The sequence below is a fragment of the Ferrovibrio sp. genome (assembly GCF_017994015.1).
Classification (GTDB): Bacteria; Pseudomonadota; Alphaproteobacteria; order Ferrovibrionales; family Ferrovibrionaceae; genus Ferrovibrio.
This window is the reverse complement of record NZ_JAGOLP010000037.1, coordinates 1-23,765: the sequence shown is the minus strand read 5'-3', so window position 1 is coordinate 23,765 and position 23,765 is coordinate 1. Positions and strand designations below refer to the sequence as shown.

Sequence of the window (23,765 nt, the reverse complement as noted above, 5' to 3'; positions counted from 1 at the left end):
ACAGTCTCGCCAATGCGGCGGTTCTGCGCAAGTTTGAGTATAAACGGATTGCTGGCTCCCTGCTTGCAGCAGGATTAAGATTTGCCCAGGATTCGGCGATTTTCCGAGTCGATGGAGACCGCAATGGATAAAGAGCTGACCGCCGTTACCCGCATGGCAGAGGTGGCGCTGGATTTCCTGGTACGCTACGGCCTGCAAATCCTCGGCGCCCTGGTGGTGTTTGCCATCGGCCTCAAACTGGCTTTATGGCTCGGCGCCCGCACCACCGCCCTGGCCGAGCGTAAGCAGATTGATGTCACCCTCGCCCGGCTATTCGGCAATGCCGTGAAAATCGCAGTGCTGGTTGCTGTGATCCTGATCACATTGGGCAATTTCGGCATTTCCATCGCGCCGCTGATCGCCCTGGCCGGTGCCAGCGCCTTCGGCGCCACCCTGGCAATCCAGGGGCCGCTGTCCAATTATGGCGCCGGCCTGGCCATCATCCTCAGCCGCCCTTTTGTGGTCGGCAACACTATTTCCGTGAAGGGGGTCAGCGGCGTGGTGCAGGACATCACGCTCTCAGCCACCGTGCTGCGCAATCAGGATGGTGAGGAAATCACTGTTCCAAACAAATCCATTAACGGCGAAATCATTGTCAATTCACGCAGTCATCATGTGGTGGAAACCCGTGTACACCTGACCCTGGATGCCGATCAGGAGCGCGCCGCCAAGGCCGTGCGCCAGGCGCTGGCCGGCTTTGCCGAAGTGGCCGCCGGGCCGCCGGCGCAGATCGGCGTGCATGAATTCACCGCCAACGGCCTGGTGCTCGGCATCCGTTTCTGGGTGCCAAGCCGGGACTATTTCCAGACGCGCTACGCCGCGAACACAGCCATCCTGCAAGCCCTGCGTGAACAAGAAATTATGCCAAAACCCGCAGAATTATAAAAAACACACAGGTAATTCCCTACGAATCACGTATGTTCCGTTCAGTGATTGTTAACATCTCCCGATTAAAGCTAATGCATCCAAATAGGCCCAGAAAGGAACCTAGCCATGGCCAACTCAGTCAACACCAATATCGGCGCCCTCGTCGCTTTGTCGTCGCTGCGCTCCACCAATGCTGAACTCGACAAGACCTCGAAGCGCATTCAGACCGGCTTCCGCATCGCCGACGCCGCTGATGACGCCGCCATTTTCGCCGTTGCCCAGGGCATCCGCGGCAATGTGAAGGCCTATGCCTCGGTCCAGTCGTCTCTCGCCGCCGGTGAAGGCCTCGGCCAGGTCACTGCTGCCGCGCTCACCGGTATTTCCAACCTGGTTGGTGACCTCAAGGCGAAATTCGCCAATCTGGCTGACGGCTCGCTGACGGCCGATCAGCGCACCACCTACCAGAATGACGCCACCGCGATCGTCAATCAGATCACCAATTTCATCGATCAGGCGACCTATAACGGCAAGAACATCCTCAACACCGCGCAGTCGATTTCCTTCGTTGCGGACGTGTCCGGCACCACGCTGACGCTGCAAACCGGCACCGCCCTGTCGAGCGGCACCGCTGCGGTGCAGACCGAAATTGATGCTTTCGCCACTGCCGACCAGTATTCGGTGGCGCTGGCGGCGCTGAACACCTTCGAAGCGCTGGTCAACTCGATTTCCGCCTCGGTGGCGGCGCAAAGCCGCTCGCTGAACCTGCAGAAGAGCTTCGTGAATGAACTGGTGGATGCCACCAAGAAAGGCCTCGGCGCCCTGGTGGATGCCGACGTGGCTGCCGAAAGCGCCGCCCTGCAGTCGTTGCAGGTGCGCCAGCAGCTCGGCGTGCAGGCGTTGTCGATCGCCAACCAGCAGCCCAACACCCTGCTCAGCCTGTTCCGTTAAACACGACAGCGTTTCGCGCAAAACAGCGGCGGCCCAACCGGGCCGCCGTTTTTTTTGTTGCAGTTGTCCGCAGCGGCATTCGGGCTATGTCATCGGCATGCGTCCGCTTCGCCTTGCAGCTTTGCTGCTGCTTATCATCACCCCGCTCGTCGGCTGCGCCGGCCCCACCCGGCCCGATCCGGCTGGCCTTGCCGCTTACGGCGCCCTTGATCTGGAGCGGTATTTCCTCGGCCGCTCCAAAGCCTGGGGTTTGTTCGAGCCGCGCTTCGGCGGCAATGTGCGGCAATTCACCGTAGAACTGCTTGGCCGCCAGGATGGCGCCGATCTGGTGCTGGAAGAGGATTTTCGCTTCAGCGATGGCGAAACCCAGCGGCGCGTCTGGCGCATCCGCCGCCAGGGCGACCAGTTTACCGGCCAGGCCGATGATGTGCTGGGCCAGGCCAAGGGTGTCGCCCAGGGCAATGGTTTCCGCTGGCGCTATGACATCACGCTGAAAACCGATGACGGCGGCATCGATGTCAGCTTTGATGACTGGCTCTATCGCTTCGATGATGAGGTGGTGCTGAATCGGGCCGCCGTGCGCAAGTTTGGCCTGGAGGTTGGCCAGGTGCTGATCGCCTTCAGAAAATTGCCGTAAAATCAGGGTTTTCAACACCGGACAGGGTGGTTGACGGCGCCGCCCCCGGCAATTATGGTCCGCCGCGTTGTGGGTCCGTAGCTCAGCTGGTAGAGCAAGCGACTTTTAATCGAGAGGTCACGGGTTCGAATCCCGTCGGACCCACCACTTCCCCTCTCGCCGATCCTGCCACCCCCACCAATGCCGGGTCAGCCACACCGCCAGATGCGCCAGGCCATAGGCCAGCATGGCGAAGATCAGCGCGATACCGAACACCCTGGCATGGCGCTTTAGCTTGTCCATGTCACAGCGGGTCTATATCGCCCAAGCCCTGGCCGGCAGCAAAATCGGCGGCGAAAACCGAAGGGTATGTGGCTGCCCAGCAAACTTGATTTCACCGCTGCCTCGTTCAGGGCTTCGGGATTTCGTTTAAATCGCGGGCGCGATCTGCGCTGATGAAAATGAACTTGAAGCGCGGAATCCAATCACCACGATCCCAGCGCAGAATCACAACGTGCAAGCTGCCCTCATCGATGGTGTTGATCTTGATCCCGCGACTTTCACCGGCGGGAATCATCTCGTTGTATCGGCCATGCCTCACGTTGTAGAGGGCCCGGACGACACCGTGAACATCATTGATCGAGGCGTTGAAGATTCCAACATTGCCGTTCCCGCGAATGCACTTGCTCCAAGCGCGGTTGATGTAGATCGGAGTGGTGCCCGGATTGTGGCAAGTGACAATCACCGAATACGGCTTTGCTATCGCATCGCCGCCCGGCTGAAGCCAGAAGCGCGGCCACCCCTTAAAAAGCAGGATCGCCAAGCTGACAAGCCCCGAAGCGGAGCCGATTTCTTTCCACGGTATGTCTTTCAGCAATTCAATCATTATCCACCCTGCTTCAGTCTGCTTCCGACCATAACCGGACATTCGGTAAAAAATGGCAAAAAATTCCGTGGGCAGGGGGGCGCCAAGCGCGAGGGGGGGCCTGACCGGACCCCACCGGGGGCCTCATCGCGCCCCCCCATACGCGGCACCAGGACCCAGCCGAGCGGGAATCCGCGCTGCAGAAGACGAAATATTGAGAAGTCCCTGGCCTGCCAATTAGCATTGGACGTCCGCCCATAGGGTGGATAGGCTTTTTCCAACAGTGAGGCTGCACCGGAACCGCGGCATGCCGGGGAATGGCATAATCAATCCAAAATATGGCCTGCTTACTGCCGACGAGCCGGTGAAGCATCCACTTTTGCAGCGGCTGCTGACAGAGTGGCGATTGGCTGCATCCCAGGGCGGCTTGCCTGCCTCGAGCTTTGCCGACCCGATAAAGCTCAACTACCTGCTTGGCAGCCTGATTATTATTGGCGTGGCACGTGATGCCGACGGCATGCTGCGCTTCAATTACCGGCTGATCGGTACCGATCTGGTTGCCCGGCGGGGACGCGACCACACGGGCATCTGGATGCATGAGCATGAAGACCAGGTTGTTGCCAGCACCGGGCCGGAAGCATGCCGCTTGGCCGTCGAGTCACTCCAGCCTGTGCAAATACAGGCCGAACGCAGCTTCGAAGGGCGGCGCTATCCGGTGGATTACCTGCTGTTGCCGCTGGCGCCAACAACGGGCCGCGAGATCAACCGCCTGCTGGTGGCCCAACTTTATGGCCCTGAAATGCCCCGGCTGCCATATCGCGGCAAGGCCGGCAGTTGAGCGCTTTCAATTCCACCAATGCCGGGTCAGCCACACCGCCAGATGCGCCAGGCCATAGGCCAGCATGGCGAAAATCAGCGCGATACCGAACACCCTGGCATGGCGCTTTAGCTTGTCCATGTCACAGCGGGTCTATATCGCCCAAGGCTTGGCCGGCAGCAAAATCGGCGGCAAAAGCCTGCAAGCGGCCGGCGCCGATGGCGGCGCGCATGCCGGCCATCAGATCCTGGAAATAGGTCAGGTTATGCCAGGTCATCAGCACGCTGCCGAGAATTTCGTTTGAGCGCACCAGATGATGCAGATAGGCGCGGCTGTGATGGGTGCAGGCCGGGCAGCGGCATTCTTCATCGAGCGGGCGCGGGTCTTCGGCATGGCGGGCATTGCGGATATTCACCGTGCCGCGCCGGGTGAAGGCCTGGCCGGTGCGGCCGGAGCGGGTTGGCAGCACACAATCGAACATATCCACGCCGCGCAGCACCGCCCCCACCAGGTCGGAGGGTTTGCCCACGCCCATCAGATAACGCGGCCGATCCGGCGTCAGATGCGGCACGGTATGATCCAGCGTTTCAAACATGGCTTCCTGCGGCTCGCCCACGGCCAAGCCGCCAATGGCATAACCATCAAAGCCGATGGCTTGCAGACCAGCCGCAGACTCGGCGCGCAAATCGGCAAAGGTGCTGCCTTGCACAATGCCGAACAGGCCATAGCCCGCCCGGTCGCGGAACGCCGCCTTGCAGCGTTCGGCCCAGCGCAGGGACAGCCGCATGGCATCGGCGGCGCGCTTGGCTTCCGCTGGATAGGCCACGCATTCATCAAGCTGCATGGTGATGGTGGCGTCGAGCAAATCCTGAATCTCAACCGAGCGTTCCGGCGTCAGATCATATTTTGCGCCATCGATATGCGACTGGAACGCCACGCCGCGTTCTGTGACCTTCGATAACTGCCCCAGCGACATGACCTGGAAGCCACCGGAATCGGTCAGGATCGGCCCCGGCCAATGCATGAATTTATGCAGGCCGCCCAGCTTCGCGACGCGCTCGGCGCCTGGCCGCAGCATGAGATGGTAAGTGTTGCCAAGGATGATCTGCGCCCCGGTGGCAGCCACTGCCGCCGGTGTCATCGCCTTCACCGTGGCAGCGGTGCCCACCGGCATAAAAACCGGCGTGTCGATAACGCCATGTGCGGTATCCAGCTTGCCCAGCCGGGCCGCGCCATCTTGGGCAAGGACGGAAAAATTCAGGCTCATGACGGGTTCCGGAACAGCAGCGACGAATCGCCATAGGAATAGAAACGATAGCCCTCGGCAATGGCGCGGGCATACAGCGCGCGCTGTTCGGGCCAGCCGATGAAAGCCGCCACCAGCATCACCAGGGTGGAGCGCGGCAGGTGGAAATTGGTCATCAGCACATCCACGGCGCGGAACTGGAAGCCCGGCGTGATGAAAATATCGGTGTCGCCGCTCCAAGCCACGACATCGCCGCTTTCGCGTGCTGCGGTTTCCAGCAGGCGCAGGCTGGTGGTGCCAACCGCCACAACACGGCCGCCCACCGCCCGGGTCTTGGCAATTGCCGCTGCCGTGGCCGGGCTTACCTCGCCCCATTCGGCATGCATACGATGCTCGGCCACCCGCTCGGCTTTCACCGGCAGGAAGGTGCCGGCGCCGACATGCAGGGTGACACTCGCCTGGGCAATGCCACGCGCCGCCAGGGCCGCAAGCAGCTCTGGCGTGAAATGCAAACCCGCCGTGGGCGCTGCGATGGCGCCGGCACGGGCGGCATAGACGGTCTGATAATCCTCGCGGTCGCGGGCATCGGCACGGCGCTGCGCCACGATATAGGGCGGCAGAGGCATGGCGCCGCTCTGCTCCAGCGCGGCCAGCACGGCGGCATCATCGCGGTCGAAGCGCAGCACCAGGCCATCCACGCCCGCACCCTTCTCGGCCACCTCGGCGCGCAAGCCGCCCTCGAACAGCAGCGCATCGCCCGGCTTGAAACGCCGCGCCGGCTTGGCCATGACCGACCATAGCCGCCCGCCCAGGGCTTTCAGCAACAGGGCTTCGGCAGCCACAAAAGGCTCGCGCTCGCGCCGGCCATAGAGCCGCGCCGGAATCACCTTGGTATCGTTGAATACCAGCAGATCGCCCGGCCGCAGCAGATCGGGCAGATCGCGCACGCTATGCTCGGCGCCGTCACCCGGCCACAGCAGCAGGCGCGCGGCATCTCGCGGCACGGCTGGCCGCTCGGCGACCAGATGCGCCGGCAGGGCGAAGTCAAAATCATCTACCAGCATTTTGGCCGGGCCGCGTGGCCCTGGATTGATCAGACGTCGGCGGCAACGCGCAGGCTGACGATCTTGTCCGGATCGGTCACCGCGCCATTATCGCGCTGGCTGCCGCGCTTGATGCCGTCGACAAATTCCATGCCCTCGGTCACCTGACCCCAGACGGTATATTGACCATCCAGGAAACGGGCATCATCGAAGCAGATGAAGAACTGGCTGTCGGCGCTATCCGGATGCTGCGCGCGGGCCATCGAGCAGGTACCGCGCATATGCGGTGCATCATTGAATTCGGCTTTCAGATTTTGCCCCGAGCCGCCGGTGCCGGTGCCTTTTGGGCAGCCGGTCTGCGCCATAAAACCCTCGATCACCCGGTGGAATTTGAGGCCATCATAAAAATGCAGACGGGCCAGTTCCTTGATCCGTGCCACATGCTTGGGCGCCAGATCGGGCTTGAGCGCGATGGTGACGCGGCCGCCCTTGAGTTCGAGATAGAGGGTGTTTTCGAGATCGGCGCTCATAAGGGGTTCCTTTTATTTCACGTCGGCGGCTACGCGCATCCGAATAATCTTGTCAGGGTTGCTGACCTGGCCACTGCCCGGCGCCCCCTTCTTGATGTTGTCAACAAATTCCATACCCGAAACCACCTTGCCCCAGGCGGTATATTGCCGGTCGAGATGCGGCGCGGCATCCAGGCAGATGAAAAACTGGCTGTCGGCACTGTTCGGATCGTTGGTGCGAGCCATCGAAACCGTGCCGCGCACATGGCGTTCGTTGTTGAATTCGGCCATTAGCTTCTGGCCCGAACCGCCGCCGCCGGTGCCGGTGGGGTCGCCAGTCTGCGCCATAAAGCCGCGAATCACGCGATGGAACACAACGCCATCATAAAAGCCCTTGCGGGTCAGTTCCTTGATCCGCGCCACATGCCGGGGCGCCAGATCGGGCCGCATGGCAATCACCACCCGGCCCCATTCCAGTTCCATGAACAACGTGTTTTCCGGATCGGTCGCCTGGGCCTTGGCGGCAAAGGGCAGATTGGCAAACGGCAGGGCGGCCAGCAGGGCCAGGGAGCGGTTCAGAAAGCTGCGGCGTATCATTCCGGCTTCTCCGCCGCTTTCACCGCCGCCACCCGGGTCAGCAGCCGCTCGGCCACACGCGGCGACACAAACGGCGCCACATCGCCGCCCAGAATGCCGATTTCCTTCACCAGGCGCGAGGCGATGAACTGGTGGTTGTCGGATGCCATCAGGAACACGGTCTCAATCTCGGAATTGAGCCGGGCATTCATGCCCACCATCTGGAATTCATATTCAAAATCCGACACCGCGCGCAGGCCGCGGATGATCACTGCCGCGCCGATATCCATGGCAAAATGCATCAGCAGGTTGGAAAACGGCTTGACCTCAAATTCAGTGGCACCGGGCATTAACGGCCCGATTTCCTCGCGCACCATGGCAACGCGCTCCTCAAGCGAGAAAAGCGGCCCCTTGCCGGCATTCACCGCCACGCCCACCACCAGTTTGTCCACCAGCTTGGCGGCGCGCTTGATGATGTCGTAATGCCCCTTGGTCACCGGGTCAAACGTGCCCGGATACAGCCCGATACGGGTCTTGCTCATGCGTCGCTTCCCTCTTCTCCCCCTGGCGCCGCATCACCCGCGTCACCATCGTCACCACCGCCTTCATCGGCCTGGCCATTATCGGTCAGATGTGCAACCGACGCCACCTTCTCGCCTTCCGCGAGTTTGAAGATGATGACGCCCTGGGTGTTGCGCCCGGCAATGCGGATATCGTCCACCGGGCAGCGGATCAACTGGCCACCATCGGTCACCAGCATGATCTGGTCGCCATGCTCCACCGGGAAGGTGGCAGCCACATCGCCATTCTTCGCCGTGGTCTCGATATTGATGATGCCCGAGCCGCCACGGCCAGTAACGCGGTATTCATAGGCCGAACTGCGCTTGCCATAGCCCTTTTCGGTAACGGTCAGCAACACCTGCTCGGCAGCCTGCAAGGCGGTGAAACGCTCGGCCGACATTTCGCTCGGCAATTCCACGCCGCTTTCGCCGGCTTCGATACGCTCCAGCGCCGATTTGCGGCGGCCATAAGCCTCACGCTCCTCGGCGGTCACGTCGACATGGCGCAGGATCGACATCGAGATCACGCGGTCGCCATCGGCCAGCTTCATGCCGCGCACGCCGGTGGAGGAACGGCTCTGGAAACTGCGCACATCCGAAACCGGGAAACGGATACACTTGCCCTGATGGCTGGCCAGCAGGATATCATCCTGGTCTGAACAGGACCGCACCGCCACCAATTGGTCGTCGGCATCCTCGCCCTCGAACTTCATCGCGATCTTGCCGCCGGCATTGATCGAGACAAAATCCGACAGATCGTTGCGCCGCACATAGCCTTTGGCGGTGGCAAAGGCGACATGCAGATTGCCCCAGCTTGCCTCATCCTCCGGCAACGGCATCACCACGGCGATCTTCTCGCCTTCCGAAAGCGGCAGCAGGTTGACGAAAGCCTTGCCGCGCGATTGCGGGTTGCCTATCGGCAGGCGGTAGATTTTCATCTTGTAGACGCGGCCGATATTGGAGAAGAACAGCACCGGCTGATGCGTGTTGGCCACGAACAGCTCGGTGACAAAATCCTCTTCCTTGGTGGCCATGCCCGAGCGGCCCTTGCCACCACGCTTCTGCGTGCGATAGGTGGAAAGCGGCGTGCGCTTGACGTAGCCGGCATGGCTCACCGTCACCACCATATCCTCGCGCTGGATCAGGTCTTCGGCATCGGCCTCAAATTCGAGATCCTGAATTTCGGTGCGGCGCGGTACCGAGAAGCGATCCCGCACTGCCACCAATTCGCCGCGCAGCAAAGCCATCAGCTTGCTGCGATCCGCCAGCAGGGCGAGATATTCGTTGATCTGCACGGCAAGCTGCTGCATCTCGTCGCCGATTTCGTCGCGGCCCAGGGCCGTCAGGCGCTGCAAACGCAGATCAAGAATGGCGCGCGCCTGGGTTTCCGACAGGCGGTAATGCCCATCCACCACGCGATGGCTGGGATCATCGATCAGCGCAATCATCGACGCCACATCGCTGGCCGGCCATAGCCGGGTCATCAGCTTCTCACGCGCCGAGGCCGGATCGGGGGCGGCGCGGATCACCGCAATCACCTCGTCGATATTAGCCACCGCAATCGCCAGCCCCACCAACACATGGGCGCGGTCACGCGCCTTGTTGAGCAGGAAACGGGTGCGGCGCGAGATCACTTCCTCGCGGAAATCAACAAAGGCGCCAAGCAACTGCTTCACATTGAGCAATTCCGGCTTGCCGCCATTCAGCGCCAGCATGTTGACGCCGAACGAGGTTTGCAGCGGCGTGAAGCGGTAGAGCTGGTTCAACACCACCTCGCCCATGGCATCGCGTTTCAACTCCACCACCACGCGCACGCCATCGCGGTCGGATTCATCACGCAGATCGGCAATGCCTTCGATACGCTTGGAGCGCACGGCTTCGGCAATCTTCTCCACCATGGTGGCCTTGTTCACCTGGTAGGGCACTTCCGTGATGATGATGGCTTCGCGGTCTTTGCGGATTTCCTCGATCACGGCGCGGCCACGCACCACCACCGAGCCACGCCCGGTATACATCGCCGCCTTGGCCCCGGCGCGGCCCAGGATGATGCCTCCGGTGGGAAAATCCGGCGCCGGCAGGATATCCAGTAACTGATCCAGCGTAATATCCGGATTGTCGATATAGGCGCAGGCGGCATCCACCACTTCGCCCAGATTATGCGGCGGGATGTTGGTGGCCATGCCAACGGCGATGCCGTTGGCGCCATTCACCAGCAGATTGGGGAATTGCGCCGGCAGCACCGTGGGTTCCCGGGTGCTGTCATCGTAATTAAGCTGGAAATCGACCGTATCCTTGTCGATATCGTCCAGCATGGCTTCTGCGGTCTTGGCCAGGCGGATTTCGGTGTAGCGCATCGCCGCCGGCGGATCGCCGTCCATCGAGCCAAAATTACCCTGCCCATCCAGCAGCATCAGCCCCATGGAGAAAGGCTGCGCCATGCGCACCATGGCATCGTAGATCGACTGGTCGCCATGCGGGTGATACTTACCCATCACATCGCCGACGATGCGGGCCGATTTGCGATAAGGCTTGTCGGATGTGTAGCCGCTTTCCTGCATTGCATAGAGGATGCGGCGATGCACCGGCTTGAGGCCATCTCGCGCATCAGGCAGAGCGCGTGAGACGATGACACTCATCGCATAGCCGAGATAGCTGCGCTGCATCTCCTGCTCGATGGAGATCGGCTGAATATCGTGCGGAAGCGGCGGCTGATCGGTCACTATTGGGAATTCCGGGAGGTTGCGGCGTAGGACAATTCCAACCTCGATTCAACCACGTCTGGCGCGGCGGAATCAGGCCTCGGAAGCTACCATATCCCACCCCTCAGGGGCAACGCTGGGGGGGGCTTCTTCGCACCCCAAATCAGGTCGAGAAAAGACCCGTTTTCAGCCAATTCCATTGCTCATCGCCGCAGGCGGCAACCAGCGGGCTGCCCCAGGGTTTGTCAGCGGCGCGATAAGCACTGCCATCCAGCCGTTTGGCGACGCCGCCAGCCTCGCAGATCAGCAGGCAGCCGGCGGCATGGTCCCATGGCAGAGCGCGATTGTAGACCGCGTAATGGATCTGACCTTCGGCGATGGCGAGATATTCCTGGCCGGCGCAGCGCAGGATCATCACACCGGCGGTGCGATCCAGCCGATGCGCGATACCGGCGGCGAAATCGCGGTCGCCATAGCGGATATTCGGCGCGCCGGAAATATGCGCCAGACTGGGCGGCTTGGGCAGGCGGAAGCGGCGCTCGCTGCCATCGGCTTCCAGCATCCAGGCACCCTGGCCCTGGCGCGCCATCGCCGTGACATGCCGCACCGGATCGTGAATCCAGCTTGCCACCGCATCGCCATCGCGCACCAATGTCACCATCACGGCAAAAAGCGGCGAGCCAACGGCAAAATTGGCGGTGCCATCCACCGGATCAATCAGCCAGGCGCTGCCGGGACGACGCAGGGCATCCATGATCGTCTCATCGGCACTGGCTGCTTCCTCGCCCACCACAACGGAATCCGGCAGCAAGGCCATCAGCTTTGGCGTCAGCCAGGCTTCGGCGGCCTTGTCGGCCACCGTCACCACATCATGCGGCCCTGCCTTGGTATCGATATCGCCGGCCTTGAGGCGGCGGAAATGCGGCAGGATGGTTTCCCGCGCCGCATCCACCAGCAGCCGGTTCACCGCCATCATGTCGATCATCTCAAGCTCCCTGCTGTTGCCGCTTTTGCCAGCGACCATACTCGCCCGGGCTGAGACTGACTGCCAGATGCAGCAGGCCATCCTTTTCGCTCAGGCTGCGCACCTCGCCATGGCGATGCAGCCAGGCCAGTGCGGCGCCATCGGCAGCCGGCAGGGTCAGGTCAAGATTAACCCGGTCGTCGCCGAGGCGCTGTTCAATCCGCGCCAGAAGGGCTTCGCAACCGCTGCCATCCAGGGCCGAAATCGCCACCACATCGTCCTGCCGGTCGGCCTGGTTGAGCAACGCCTCGCGGCCCTCGGCATCCAGCTGGTCGATCTTGTTCCAGGCCTGCAACAGCTTGTGGCCCGACGTGGCATTGATGCCAAGCGAGGCCAGCACCGCATCCACATCGCTGCCCTGCGCCGCCCAATCGGGATGCGCCATGTCGCGCACATGCAGCACCAGATCGGCGGCGATCACCTCTTCCAGCGTGGCACGGAAGGCGGCCACCAGATGGGTCGGCAGATCGGAAATGAAGCCCACCGTATCCGACAGGATCACCCGGCGGCCGGATGGCAGCTTGACCACGCGCATGGTGGGATCCAGCGTGGCAAACAGCAAATCCTTGGCAAACACATCCGCCTTGGTCAGCCGGTTGAACAATGTCGATTTGCCGGCATTGGTATAGCCCACAAGGGCGACCACCGGATATGGCACCTTCTGCCGCGCCCGGCGATGCAGGCCGCGCGTGGTGACCACATGCTCCAGTTCGGCCTTGATGCGCACAATGCGGTCGCCGATGATGCGGCGATCCATTTCAAGCTGGCTTTCGCCAGGGCCGCCGAGGAAGCCGAAGCCGCCACGCTGACGCTCAAGATGGGTCCACGACCGCACCAGGCGTGACCGCTGATAGGTCAGATGCGCCAGTTCCACCTGCAAGCGGCCCTCGCGGGTGCGCGCGCGGGCGCCAAAAATCTCCAGGATCAGGCCGGTGCGATCAATCACCTTGGCCTTCAGGCCACGCTCCAGGTTGCGCTGCTGCACCGGCGTGACGGCGGCATCCACCACCACCACATCCACCGGATTATCGTGGATATACTGCGCCAGTTCCTCCACCTTGCCGGGGCCGATCAGGGTGCCTGGACGCCAGGCGGAAACATTCACCACCTCGGCATGCTGCACATCCAGATCGATGGCGCGGGTCAAGCCAACGGCCTCCGCCAACCGGGCTTCCGGCTGGCGTTTCTCCGGGCTGGCGCCCTTCAGAACGGGGTGAATGACCAGCGCCCGGCCGGCGCCTTTCGGATCGGCCGGGCTATCGGTTGGCTCGGTCAAGGGCTCAATCGGCCGGGCCGGCACCACCGGCTGCAGCGCCACCGGCCGGCGCAGCACCAGCCTGGGCATTCGGATCAAACAACTGGATCGGGCCCGACGGCATCACGGTGGAAATCGCATGCTTGTAAACCAGCTGCATGTGACCATCACGGCGCAGCAGCACCGAGAAATTGTCAAACCAGCTGATGATACCCTGCAACTTGACGCCATTGACCAGAAAGACGGTGACCGGGGTCTTGGTCTTGCGGATGTGGTTGAGGAAAACGTCCTGGACGTTTTGCGGCTTTTCGGCGGCCATCTTTGGACCTTTCATTTTTTTGTAGTTCTCGCGTTCTTTGTTTTTTTTGTTTCGGCAGTGCCAAAAGTCCGGGCGGTTATCGAAGCCGACCGTGCAATACCAATACTACTAGAATAGCGGGCAAGTGTGGCAAAACAATGGCCGATACGGCCCGAGGCCGCCACCGCGACCCGATGCCGCACTGCAACATAATGCCGATTTGCCGGTTCAGGGCGCCAGATACGGCGCCGAAGGCAGTGCGCCCGCAGCTTGCGAGCCGGCATAAGCCTCATAAAGCAAACGCAATTTACCGGCTAGCAGACCCGGTGCGCCATTGCCGATCGGCCGACCGTCAAGGCTGGTGATCGGCATGACAAAAGACGTGGTGGAACTGACAAAGGCCTCGCGGGCGGCAAACACCTCCTCAGGCGTAAAGCCACGCTGCTCAACCCGCAGACCCTCGGCTTCGGCCAAGGCCAGGATCGCCGAGCGGGTGATGCCGCTGAGAATGGCCCGATCAAGCTGGCGCGTCACCAGCACACCATCCCGGGTGACAATCCAGGCATTCGACGAACTGCCCTCGGTCACCAGCCCGGCCTCGTCGACCAGCCAGGCTTCATAAGCGCCGGCTTCCTTGGCCGCCTGCTTGGCCAAAGCCGCCGGCAGCAGGCCGACGCTCTTTATATCGCAGCGCGCCCAGCGCAGATCAGGGGCCGTGATCGCCGCCACGCCCTTGGCCGCATTGGCCGCCACCTTGGCCCAATCCAGCGACCGCGCAATCGCCACCAAAGTCGGGCGAATGGCTTCCGGGAACGGAAATTCGCGCCGCGCCGCGCCGCGCGTGATCTGCACATAGAGGCTGCCATGCCGCACCCGGTTGCGCCGGATGGTTTCAGCGAACACCACGCGCAGCGCGGCGCGGCTCATCGGATGATCAATGCGCAATTCATCCAGGTTGCGCTCCAGGCGCACCAGATGGCCTTCCTCATCCACCAGCCGGCCATCAATGATGGCAATCACCTCATAAACACCATCGGCGAATTGGAAGCCTCGATCCTCCACATGCACCGCTGCATTGTGATACGGCCTGTAGCTGCCATTGACATAAACCACGCGGCTCATCCGGCCCACTCCCTCAGAAAAATTCCAGGCGCACGGCGAAGAGTTTCTCCACCTTCTTCACCGCATCCTTGCGCACAAACAGGATCAGTCGGTCGCCGGCCTCGATCTCATGATCGCCGCGCGCGATGATCACTTCATCGGCCCGCACCACGGCGCCGATCATGATGCCATCCGGCAGCTTCAACTCGCGCAGCGGCTTGCCAACCAGGGCGCTGGTCTGAATAGCCACCGCCTCCACCACCTCGGCCGCGCCATCGCGCAGGGAATGCACCCCGCGAATACGGCCACGCCGCACATGCTGCAAGATCGAGGAAACCGTAGTGGAGCGTGGGTTCACCACCACATCGATGCCAAGCGAGCCGATCAGGTTTTCATAGGCCGGATTATTCACCAGCGTGATGGCGCGCTGGCAACCGGCGCGCTTGGCCAGCAGCGAGGCCAGGATATTCACCTCATCATCATTGGTCAGCGCGATGATCGCCTCGGCGCTGCCGATCTTGGCCTCGTTGAGAATATCCATATCCAGCGTATCGCCCTGGATCACCACGGCATTGTTCAACTGGCTGGCAATGCTTTCGGCCCGCGCCTTGCTGGCCTCGATCACCTTGAGGTTGACCGAAGCTTCCTGCGCCTCGATCTCACGCGCCAGGAACAGGCCGATATTGCCGCCGCCAGCCAGCACCAGGCGGCGCGCCTCGCGCTCCTCATGGCCGAATAGCCGCATGGCCCGCTGCACATGATCCGACATGGCAAGGAAATAAATCTCGTCGCCGGCTTCAAGATGATCGTCGCCCCCCGGCACGCTCATCTCGTCGTTGCGCATGATGCCGCAGACATTGATGTTGAGATCGGGGAACAATTCGGTGAGCTGGCGCAGCGGCGTGTTGATGACCGGGCATTCCTCTTCCAGCCGCACGCCAATCAGGCGCAGCCGGTCGCCGGCAAACGGGATCATGTCAAACGCGCCTGGCGTCAGGATGCGGCGATGGATGGCCCGCGCCACCTCAATCTCGGGCGAGATGATATAATCAATCGAGATATTCTCGCCGTTGAAAAGGTCAGACCATTCCGGCTTGAGATAACTCTGCGCCCGGATGCGGGCAATCTTGGTCGGCACCTTGAAGATCGCGCGCGCCACTTCGCAGGCGATCATGTTGACCTCGTCGGCATAGGTCACCGCGATCAGCATGTCGGCATCGGCGGCGCCGGCACGATCCAGCACATCGGGATGCGAGGCATGGCCAACAATGGAGCGCAGATCGTAGGTTTCGGCCACCTTATGGGCCTGCTCCGGCGACTGGTCGATCACCGTCACCTCGTTGCCCTCGGCAGCAAGCTGGCGCGCAATGGTGGTGCCTACCAGGCCGGCACCGCAGACGATGACCTTCATAGCCTACCTACCCCGCCGATGCTTACGGTTGCCCAATGCCTTAACCGCCATTGCGATCAAGGTTGGCAACACCAAGCGCCTTGAGTTTACGATGCAATGCCGAACGCTCCATGCCGATAAAACTGGCGGTGCGCGACACATTGCCGCCAAAGCGCGTGATCTGCGCCAGCAGGTATTCGCGCTCAAACACCTCTCGCGCATCGCGCAACGGCAATGCCATCACTTCGGTTGTTGTTTCCGGCCGCAACGCCACCGGCGGCGTGGCGCCAAGATCGGCGGGCAGCATATCTGCATGGATTGCGCCACGCTGTTCGCCTGGCATCATGATCAGCAAGCGGGCCACGGCATTGCGCAATTCGCGCACATTGCCCGGCCATTCCGCCGATTGCAGCGCCAGCAACGCATCCTCGGCCAGTTCGCGTTCCGGCACCCCCTGACGATGCGCCTCGGATTTGGCAAAGTGTTTTGCCAGCAGCGGGATATCCTCACGCCGATCACGCAAGGCTGGCACTTTCAGCGGCACCACGTTGAGGCGATGATACAAATCCTGGCGGAACAAACCCTGCTGCACACGGGCAGCGAGATCATGGCTGGTGCCGCTGACCACGCGCACATCCACCTGCACCCGATTGCGGCCGCCAACGCGCTCAAAACTCTGCTCGGTCAGCACACGCAAAATCTTGGCCTGGGTTTCCAGCGGCATATCGGCCACTTCATCCAGGAACAGCGTGCCGCCATGGGCTTCTTCCAGCACGCCAACCCGATGCGTGCCGCCCTGTTCCTCGATGCCGAATAATTCGGTTTCCATCCGCTCAGGCGTCATCGCCGCCGCATTCAGTGCCACCAGCCGGCCGCCGGCACGCCGCGAACGGTTGTGCAGCAATCGCGCCACCAATTCCTTGCCCGAGCCAGCCGGCCCCGAAATCAGCACGCGGCTATTGCTCGGTGCCACACGGTCAATGGCCTGGCGCAAGGCATTGATGGCCGGCGATTGCCCAATCATCTCAGTGCTGCCGCCGGAACGCTGGCGCAGTTCCTCGTTTTCCCGCCGTAGCCGCGCCTGTTCAAGTGCGCGCTCCACCAGCAAAAGCAAGCGGTCGCTCTTGAACGGCTTCTCGATGTAATCGTAGGCGCCACGCTTGATGGCGGAAACCGCCGTTTCCACATTGCCGTGGCCGGAAATGATGAGCACCGGCACATTGGGATGATCGCGGGTGATGCGGTCGAGGATTTCCAGACCATCGAGCCGGCTGCCTTGCAGCCATATATCCAGGATCACCGCATTGGGCCGGCGTGAATCGACCTCGCGCAAGGCGGCATCTGAATCGCCGGCCATGCGGGTTTCATAGCCCTCGTCCTCGAGAATGCCGCTGATAAGATTGCGGATATCCGCTTCGTCGTCGACGATCAGAATGTCACGCGCCATGTCGGTTTACACCAAGCATGTTAACGCCAATCAGCTTTCCGCCGCCCTGCATTTCGTCTGCCTGCCGATCCCCACCCGCCTGCTGTTCGCCGCCATCTGCTGACCTGTGGCCCGGCATGGCACCGAGCGGCATCCGAATCCGCGCCAAGCTACCACTTTTCATTTGCGGATCAAACGCCCGGGCATCTTCCAGGGCAATCTGGCCGCCATGCTCCTCGATGATCTTCTTGACAATGGCCAGGCCGAGCCCGGTGCCCTTGGCGCGGGTGGTCACATAGGGCTCAAATAGCCGGCCGCGCAATTCAGCCGGCAGGCCACGGCCGTTATCCAGAATCAGCACCTGGGCCTCATTTGCGCTATCGCCCGGCTCCAGGCGCAACTCCACCCGCACCAACCCGCGCTCCAACGCCACTTCGCCGCTGCGCTCGCGGCCATCAATCGCATCCAGCGCATTCTGCAACAGATTGGTCATCACCTGGGCCAGTTGCCGCGCATCGCAGCGCAGCGGCACCGGTTCAATCGGCAGGCGGCTTTCAAATTGCACATCGGCGCGCGCCACCTGCTGCATGAAAATCGCCTGGCGCAATATCTGGGTCAAATCCTCGTCGCGATATACCGGGCGCGGCATGCGGGCGAAGGCGGAAAATTCATCCACCATGCGGCCGATATCGCCAACCTGGCGGATGATGGTGTCAGTGCATTGCGCAAAAATCTCCGGATCGGTGGTGACTTCCTTGAGATATTTACGTTTCAGCCGCTCGGCGGAAAGCTGGATCGGGGTGAGCGGGTTCTTGATCTCATGTGCGATGCGACGGGCAATATCGGCCCAGGCGGCATTTCGCTGCGCCGCCACCAGCTCGGTCACATCATCAAAAGTGACCACATAACCCAACAATTCGTTGCCGGTGACTTCGCGCGCCATGCGCACCAGCAAGGTGCGCGCTTCAGCTTCACGGTGCAGCACCACCTGGCCACGCGCCACCTGCTCGGCAAGATTGTCGCGCAGATAGATGAAAAGCGCGGCCATTTCCGGCGCCACTTCCACAAAGGCGCGGCCCGTCACCTCATCAAACTCGGCCGCCAGCAGCCGCAGAGCCGAGGGATTGGGCAGGGTGACGCGCCCGGCCAGATCAACACCGATCACACCGGCCGAAACGCCGGACAGCACGGTTTCAGTGAACCGGCGGCGCTCATCCAGCTGGCGATTGGCGGCGATAAGCTGGGATTGCTGCGCGGCAAGCTGGCCGGTCATGCGATTGAAGGCGCGGCCCAGATTGCCTATCTCGTCATTGCCCGGCCGCTCGGTGACACGCACCGCCAATTCGCCGGCACTGATCCGCTCGGCAGCGGATACCACTTCGCCAATTGGTGTCGCCAGCCGCGTGGCAATCAGCAGGCCAAACCAGATCGAAGCGAGCAACAGCAGTAGCGAAACCAGAATGAACAGGCCGGCGAAGCGGACTTCCAGTGCCGAGCGCTCGGCTTCAAGCCGGGTATATTGCAGCGCCGCCGCGCGGGTCCGCTCAAGGTCGGCCAGCACCTTGCTATCAATAAAACGGCCGACATAGAGAAACACATCGACAAAGCCATCCAGCTTCATCAGGCCGCGCACCCGTTCATCGGAATCCGCCGCGATGAATACAAGCTGCCCGCGCGCGGCATCCTGCAACATGTTGTCAGTGATCTGGTCAAGATCAAACTGCATGCCGAGCCGGGTCTGGGCAATGATCTCGCGGGTTGAGGTGAACACCATAGCTTCACCCAGACCACGTATGCCGGCCAGAGCCAGCACGGTCTGCTGAAACCGCATCGGGCTGCGCGCCAGATTGGGCGCCTCGCGGTTGAGGTCCACGGCCATGCCCAGCATGTCGGCCCGGATCGTCTTGCGGTGTTCCTGCGAATAGGCCTCCGCTACCGCCACCGATGCATTGACCGCAGTATTGACCCGGTCACTGAACCAGGTTTGCAGGCCAAGATTGAAGAACAGCATGGCAAAAACCGACATCAGCACCGCCGGCGCCGACGACACGGCGGCAAACAGCACCACCAGGCGGGCATGCAGGCGCGACCCGGCAACACCACGGCGCCGCTGCATCCACAGCATCACCAACCGTCGCGCCACCACGCTGGTAACACTGAGCAAGGCCACCAGATCGGCCAACAGCAGATACTGGAATTCACGCGGCGTGAATTCGCGGGTGGCCCCCGGGGTCATGGCAATATAGGTGAAAACGCCCAGCACCAGGGCGGCCAGCGCCACGCCGATTTCAACAAACCGCATCAGCCGGTGGCGTTCCACCCAATCTGCCAGCCGGCGCCAGAGCAGCACGCCGGGTGCTGCGGCCGGCATCTCGGCTTGCTCTGGTATCGTGTTTTTGCCACGGGGCGCTTTCAGGCTCATGGCGCCAGTCTACACCAGCGCAGCCCGGCTGGCATCTGCCGGGCTGGCCTGACCAGATCAGCTATTTCAAGCCACGAATAACCTGGATGTTATGGTCACGGATCTTCTTGCGCAGGGTGTTGCGGTTGAGGCCCAGCATGGAAGCCGCCTTGATCTGGTTGCCGCGAGTCGCCGCCAGGCTGAGTGAGATCAGCGGGATTTCCAGCTCGCGCAGCATGCGGTCATAAAGACCATTGGGCGGCAGGTCGTCGCCATGGGCGGCAAAATACTTGGTGATATGGCGCTCAATGGCGCCGGTGAGGGTCTCTTCCTCGTTCGGTTCCGGCGACCTGGCGGCCTGCGGCGGCTCGGCCAGCTCGTTTTCGATCACCTCAAAGCCGATCATTTCCTCGGCGTAAAGTGCGGCCAGGCGGCGCACCAAATTCTCCAATTCGCGCACATTGCCGGGCCAGCGATAGCGGCGCAGCCGCTCCATCGCCTCGGGCGACACGGCCTTGAGCGGCAAACCCTGCTGATGCGCCTGATTGAGGAAATGCCGCACCAGATCGGGGATATCCTCGCCGCGCTCGCGCAGGGCCGGCAGCCGCAGCGGCACAACATTCAGGCGGTAGAACAAATCTTCGCGGAACAGGCCCTGATTGACCAGCTGGCGCAGGTCGCGGTTGGTGGCGGCGACAATGCGCACATCGGTGCGGATCGCGGTGCGGCCGCCCACGGTGGTGTATTCCCCCTGCTGCAACACCCGCAAAAGCCGGGTCTGAGCCTCAATCGGCATGTCGCCGATTTCATCCAGGAACAGCGTGCCGCCCTCGGATTGTTCAAAGCGGCCGGCATAACGTGCATTGGCGCCGGTGAAAGCGCCCTTCTCATGGCCGAACAATTCCGATTCGATCAATTCGCGCGGGATAGCCGCCATGTTGATCGCCACAAACGGCCCGTTGCGGCGCTTGCCGTAATCATGCAGCGCACGCGCCACCAACTCCTTGCCGGTGCCGCTCTCGCCCGAGATCAGCACGGTCAGGTCGGTGCCCATAAGCCGCGCCATAACCCGATAGATTTCCTGCATCGAGGGCGAGCGGCCGATCAGCGGCAGCTTTTCCTCATCATTCGCCGCCTCGGCTGCTTCCGATTGCACCGCCTTCGGCTGGCTCAGGGCGCGTTCCACCACGCGCAGCAATTCCTTCAGATCGAAGGGCTTGGGCAGATAGTCATACGCACCACGCTCGGCCGCCTTCACAGCGGTGAGCAGAGTTTTCTGTGCGCTCATCACAATGATCGGCAGATCAGGCCGGATGCGCTTGATACGCGGCAGCAGGTCGAGGCCGTTTTCATCCGGCATCACCACATCGGTGATGATCAGATCGCCCTCGCCTTCCGAGGTCCAGCGCCATAACGTGGCGGCATTGCCGGTGGAGCGGACCTGATAGCCGACGCGGCCGAGGGCCTGGTCCAGCACGGTGCGGATCGAACGATCATCGTCGGCGACCAGGATGGTACCCTTGTTGCTCATACCTGCTCTCCGCTATCGCCCGCCACCACGGCTTCCAAAGGCGTTGTATGCACGGGCAACCTCGCACTGAAAACGGTACGGCGCGGGCGGCTGTCGCATTCGATCACGCCGCCATGGTCGCCGATGATCTTCGCCACCAATGCAAGGCCCAGGCCAGAGCCTTGCGCCTTGGTGGTGACAAAGGGATCAAACAGATAGGGCCGGATATCCTCCGACACGCCGGGGCCGTTATCCTGCACCGTCACCTCCAGAGGCAGATGCAGGCGGTCGCGTGAGCCGCGCACCGCCAGCCGCACACCATGACGATAGGCCGTGGTCAGGGTAATCTCGCCGCCCGGCTCGCCATCGATTGCTTCGGCAGCATTCTTCACCAGATTGAGGAAAATCTGGATCAACTGGTCGCGATTGCCAAAAACCGGCGGCAGCGACGGGTCGTATTTTTCGATGAAACGCACATTCTTGCCAAAGCCGGCCTGCGCCACCTTGCGCACATGCTCCAGCACCTGGTGGATGTTCACCGGGCCGCGCTCAATCGGGCGCTTGTCGGAGAACACTTCCATACCATCAACCAGGGCGCAGATACGGTCGGTCTCGTCGCAGATCAGTCGGGTCAATTCGCGGTCGGCGGCATTGGCATTGGCTTCCAGCAACTGCGCCGCGCCGCGAATACCGGAAAGCGGGTTCTTCACTTCATGCGCCAGCACAGCGGCCATGCCGGTGACCGAGCGGGCAGCGCCACGATGGGTCAACTGGCGATCAATCTTGGCCGCCATGCTGCGCTCATCAAGCCGCAGGATGACGTAATCCAGTTTCTCCGGCACCGGCGAAACCTGCACATCCACCAGCCGCTCGCCGATACGCGGCGAGCCTAGGTCAACATCATATTCCGACACCACGTAACGGTCGCGCTGCACCTGGCCCACCAGTTCCAGGATCGGGCTGCCGAATGGCACCACATCGCGGATATTCTGCCGGCACAGCACCGCCAGGCCGGAATCGAAAAACTGCTCGGCAGCGGGATTGGCATATTCAATCGCGCCCTGCTTGCCCAGCACCAGGATCGGGTTCGGGATGGCGCCAAGCACCAGGGCGGCGTCGAGCACGGGGCGGGTTTCGGCCAGATCGGGCATATTGGTCACGCTGCCAGCCGATCCAGCTGCGGCGCATAGAAATCGCGCACTGCGCGCCGCGCTGCATCGGGCTGGTCGATCTGCATGATGCGGGTGCGGAAATCGGCCGAACCGGGCAATCCCTTGGAATACCAGGCCACATGCTTGCGGGCGATCTTCAGCCCGGTCTGGATGCCGTAGAATTCCAGCATGGCATCATAATGTTCCAGCACGATGGCCTGCTGTTCATCCAGCGACGGATCAGGCAGCACGGTGCCATCCTTCAGATAGGCCATCACCTGGCTCAGGAACCACGGCCGGCCATAGGCGCCACGGCCGATCATCACGCCATCTGCGCCGGATTGATCCAACGCATCGCGCGCTTCCTGCAAGGTAGTGATGTCACCATTCACGATCACCGGAATCGACACCGCTTCCTTCACCCGGCGCACAAAACTCCAATCGGCGCGGCCGTTATACATCTGGCAACGGGTGCGGCCATGCACGGTCAGCATACGGATGCCCTCACCTTCGGCGATGCGGGCCAGTTCCGGTGCGTTGCGGCTCTGCTCGTCCCAGCCGGTGCGCATCTTCAGCGTCACCGGCAGCTTCACGGCATTGACCGTGGCGGTGATCAGGCTTTTGGCATGCACCAGATCGCGCATCAGCGCCGAACCGGCATAGCCATTCACCACTTTTTTGACCGGGCAGCCCATATTGATATCGATGATGGCAAAGCCCTTATCCTCGTTCAGCTTCGCCGCCTCGGCCATGACATGGCCTTCGCAGCCGGCAAGCTGCATGGAAAGCGGAAATTCCTCGGGCGTATTTTCGGCCATCTTGAGCGACTGGCGCGAGGACCGCACCATCGCTTCCGAGGCGATCATTTCGGAAACCACAAGCCCGGCGCCGGAGCGTTTCACCAGACGGCGAAACGGCAGATCGGTAACGCCCGACATCGGCGCGAGGATGACGGGATCCTCAATGGTAACGGAACCAATTTCTATGCTCATTTTTTAGCCATCACTTTTGGCTGCCCACTTGTTGACCATGTTATCGAGGATTTTACTGCGCTGCAACATGATTCACTCAGCGGCATTCGATTTGCCTAAACCAACCCGGCTCGGCTAGGGTGCCGGCCATGAAACACGCCTTCCTGATCGTTGCCGGGGGCCGCGGCCAGCGTGCCGGTGGCGGAATCCCCAAACAATACCAGCAGCTTGGCGGCATGCCGTTGATCCGGCATAGCCTGCTTGCGGCGCTCGGCCACCCCACCATCGGCACCGTGCAGGTGGTGATACACGCCGACGACCAGGCGCTCTACTATAACGCGACACAGGGCTTGCCGGCTGCCGAAAAATTGGCCGCTGCCTGTTTTGGTGGCGATAGCAGGCAAGAATCCGTGCGTTTCGGCCTGGAAGCGCTGAACAAGCTGCCGGAACCGC

General features: G+C 61.9%; 23 protein-coding genes and 1 tRNA gene. 6 read left to right on the top strand and 18 right to left on the bottom strand.

The features are described from left to right. The first annotated feature begins 123 nt into the window (after positions 1–123). The 4 genes from KBB36_RS15300 (at position 124) to KBB36_RS15285 (ending at position 2,638) form a co-directional block, all read left to right on the top strand. On the top strand, positions 124–924 hold the full coding sequence (locus KBB36_RS15300) for a mechanosensitive ion channel family protein (RefSeq protein ID WP_290982675.1): 801 nt from the start codon (positions 124–126) through the stop codon (positions 922–924). Between the two features lie 108 nt (positions 925–1,032). Further along, the gene (locus KBB36_RS15295; protein ID WP_290982672.1) at positions 1,033–1,854 is read left to right on the top strand and encodes a flagellin; all 822 of its coding nucleotides are present in this window, start codon (positions 1,033–1,035) and stop codon (positions 1,852–1,854) included. Positions 1,855–1,951: 97 nt separating this feature from the next. Beyond that, positions 1,952–2,491, top strand: a complete 540-nt coding sequence (locus tag KBB36_RS15290; protein WP_290982669.1) for a DUF3833 family protein — start codon at positions 1,952–1,954, stop codon at positions 2,489–2,491. A gap of 71 nt (positions 2,492–2,562) precedes the next feature. Then, positions 2,563–2,638 (top strand) — tRNA-Lys (locus tag KBB36_RS15285). On the opposite strand, the gene KBB36_RS15280 is transcribed toward KBB36_RS15285, so the two are convergent. Next, the gene (locus KBB36_RS15280) at positions 2,609–2,773 is read right to left on the bottom strand and encodes a hypothetical protein (protein WP_290982666.1); all 165 of its coding nucleotides are present in this window, start codon (positions 2,771–2,773) and stop codon (positions 2,609–2,611) included. The genes KBB36_RS15285 and KBB36_RS15280 overlap by 30 nt on opposite strands. Positions 2,774–2,879: 106 nt before the next feature. Continuing rightward, positions 2,880–3,356 carry a hypothetical protein gene (locus KBB36_RS15275; protein ID WP_290982663.1) on the bottom strand — a complete coding sequence of 159 codons (477 nt, stop codon included), beginning with the start codon at positions 3,354–3,356 and terminating at the stop codon, positions 2,880–2,882. 286 nt (positions 3,357–3,642) lie between these two features. Between KBB36_RS15275 and KBB36_RS15270 the strand changes: the two genes are divergently transcribed. Continuing rightward, the gene (locus KBB36_RS15270; protein ID WP_290982660.1) at positions 3,643–4,173 is read left to right on the top strand and encodes a PAS domain-containing protein; all 531 of its coding nucleotides are present in this window, start codon (positions 3,643–3,645) and stop codon (positions 4,171–4,173) included. 121 nt (positions 4,174–4,294) lie between these two features. Here KBB36_RS15270 and tgt read toward each other — a convergent pair whose 3' ends face one another. The 16 genes from tgt to dusB form a co-directional block, all read right to left on the bottom strand. Beyond that, the gene (gene tgt / locus KBB36_RS15265; protein ID WP_290982657.1) at positions 4,295–5,419 is read right to left on the bottom strand and encodes a tRNA guanosine(34) transglycosylase Tgt; all 1,125 of its coding nucleotides are present in this window, start codon (positions 5,417–5,419) and stop codon (positions 4,295–4,297) included. Beyond that, entirely contained in the window at positions 5,416–6,462 is a 1,047-nt protein-coding gene (gene queA, locus KBB36_RS15260) for a tRNA preQ1(34) S-adenosylmethionine ribosyltransferase-isomerase QueA (RefSeq protein WP_290982654.1), read from the bottom strand. The genes tgt and queA overlap by 4 nt, the downstream gene beginning before the upstream one ends. A 29-nt stretch (positions 6,463–6,491) precedes the next feature. Next, positions 6,492–6,971: a peptidylprolyl isomerase gene (locus KBB36_RS15255; protein WP_290982651.1), complete on the bottom strand. Its 480-nt coding sequence runs from the start codon at positions 6,969–6,971 to the stop codon at positions 6,492–6,494. 12 nt (positions 6,972–6,983) lie between these two features. Continuing rightward, entirely contained in the window at positions 6,984–7,433 is a 450-nt protein-coding gene (locus tag KBB36_RS15250) for a peptidylprolyl isomerase (RefSeq protein WP_290982724.1), read from the bottom strand. Between the two features lie 110 nt (positions 7,434–7,543). Beyond that, positions 7,544–8,068, bottom strand: coding sequence for a pantetheine-phosphate adenylyltransferase (gene coaD, locus KBB36_RS15245; RefSeq protein ID WP_290982648.1), 525 nt, complete (start codon positions 8,066–8,068; stop codon positions 7,544–7,546). Next, the gene (gene gyrA, locus KBB36_RS15240) at positions 8,065–10,809 is read right to left on the bottom strand and encodes a DNA gyrase subunit A (protein WP_290982722.1); all 2,745 of its coding nucleotides are present in this window, start codon (positions 10,807–10,809) and stop codon (positions 8,065–8,067) included. Before gyrA ends, coaD begins: the two co-directional genes overlap by 4 nt. Before the next feature lie 139 nt (positions 10,810–10,948). Continuing rightward, on the bottom strand, positions 10,949–11,770 hold the full coding sequence (locus KBB36_RS15235) for an inositol monophosphatase family protein (RefSeq protein WP_290982645.1): 822 nt from the start codon (positions 11,768–11,770) through the stop codon (positions 10,949–10,951). Between the two features lies 1 nt (position 11,771). Next, complete coding sequence (gene hflX, locus KBB36_RS15230) at positions 11,772–13,034, bottom strand: GTPase HflX (RefSeq protein ID WP_290982719.1); 1,263 nt, start codon at positions 13,032–13,034, stop codon at positions 11,772–11,774. Between the two features lie 55 nt (positions 13,035–13,089). Continuing rightward, positions 13,090–13,383, bottom strand: a complete 294-nt coding sequence (gene hfq / locus KBB36_RS15225; protein ID WP_290982642.1) for an RNA chaperone Hfq — start codon at positions 13,381–13,383, stop codon at positions 13,090–13,092. A gap of 207 nt (positions 13,384–13,590) precedes the next feature. Next, positions 13,591–14,484, bottom strand: a complete 894-nt coding sequence (locus tag KBB36_RS15220; RefSeq protein WP_290982639.1) for a D-amino-acid transaminase — start codon at positions 14,482–14,484, stop codon at positions 13,591–13,593. A 13-nt stretch (positions 14,485–14,497) separates the two neighbouring features. Continuing rightward, complete coding sequence (trkA, locus tag KBB36_RS15215; protein ID WP_290982636.1) at positions 14,498–15,874, bottom strand: Trk system potassium transporter TrkA; 1,377 nt, start codon at positions 15,872–15,874, stop codon at positions 14,498–14,500. A gap of 40 nt (positions 15,875–15,914) precedes the next feature. After that, complete coding sequence (locus tag KBB36_RS15210) at positions 15,915–17,300, bottom strand: sigma-54 dependent transcriptional regulator (protein WP_290982632.1); 1,386 nt, start codon at positions 17,298–17,300, stop codon at positions 15,915–15,917. After that, the gene (locus KBB36_RS15205; RefSeq protein ID WP_290982629.1) at positions 17,290–19,701 is read right to left on the bottom strand and encodes a PAS domain-containing sensor histidine kinase; all 2,412 of its coding nucleotides are present in this window, start codon (positions 19,699–19,701) and stop codon (positions 17,290–17,292) included. Before KBB36_RS15205 ends, KBB36_RS15210 begins: the two co-directional genes overlap by 11 nt. 61 nt (positions 19,702–19,762) lie before the next feature. Next, the gene (gene ntrC, locus KBB36_RS15200; protein WP_290982626.1) at positions 19,763–21,211 is read right to left on the bottom strand and encodes a nitrogen regulation protein NR(I); all 1,449 of its coding nucleotides are present in this window, start codon (positions 21,209–21,211) and stop codon (positions 19,763–19,765) included. Beyond that, positions 21,208–22,341, bottom strand: coding sequence for an ATP-binding protein (locus KBB36_RS15195; RefSeq protein ID WP_290982716.1), 1,134 nt, complete (start codon positions 22,339–22,341; stop codon positions 21,208–21,210). Before KBB36_RS15195 ends, ntrC begins: the two co-directional genes overlap by 4 nt. Before the next feature lie 5 nt (positions 22,342–22,346). Then, positions 22,347–23,333, bottom strand: a complete 987-nt coding sequence (gene dusB, locus KBB36_RS15190) for a tRNA dihydrouridine synthase DusB (protein WP_290982624.1) — start codon at positions 23,331–23,333, stop codon at positions 22,347–22,349. 128 nt (positions 23,334–23,461) lie between these two features. On the opposite strand from dusB, the gene KBB36_RS15185 reads away from it, so the two are divergent. After that, positions 23,462–23,765 (top strand): 2-C-methyl-D-erythritol 4-phosphate cytidylyltransferase (locus KBB36_RS15185; protein ID WP_290982621.1); only part of this gene is annotated, 304 nt, incomplete at its 3' end.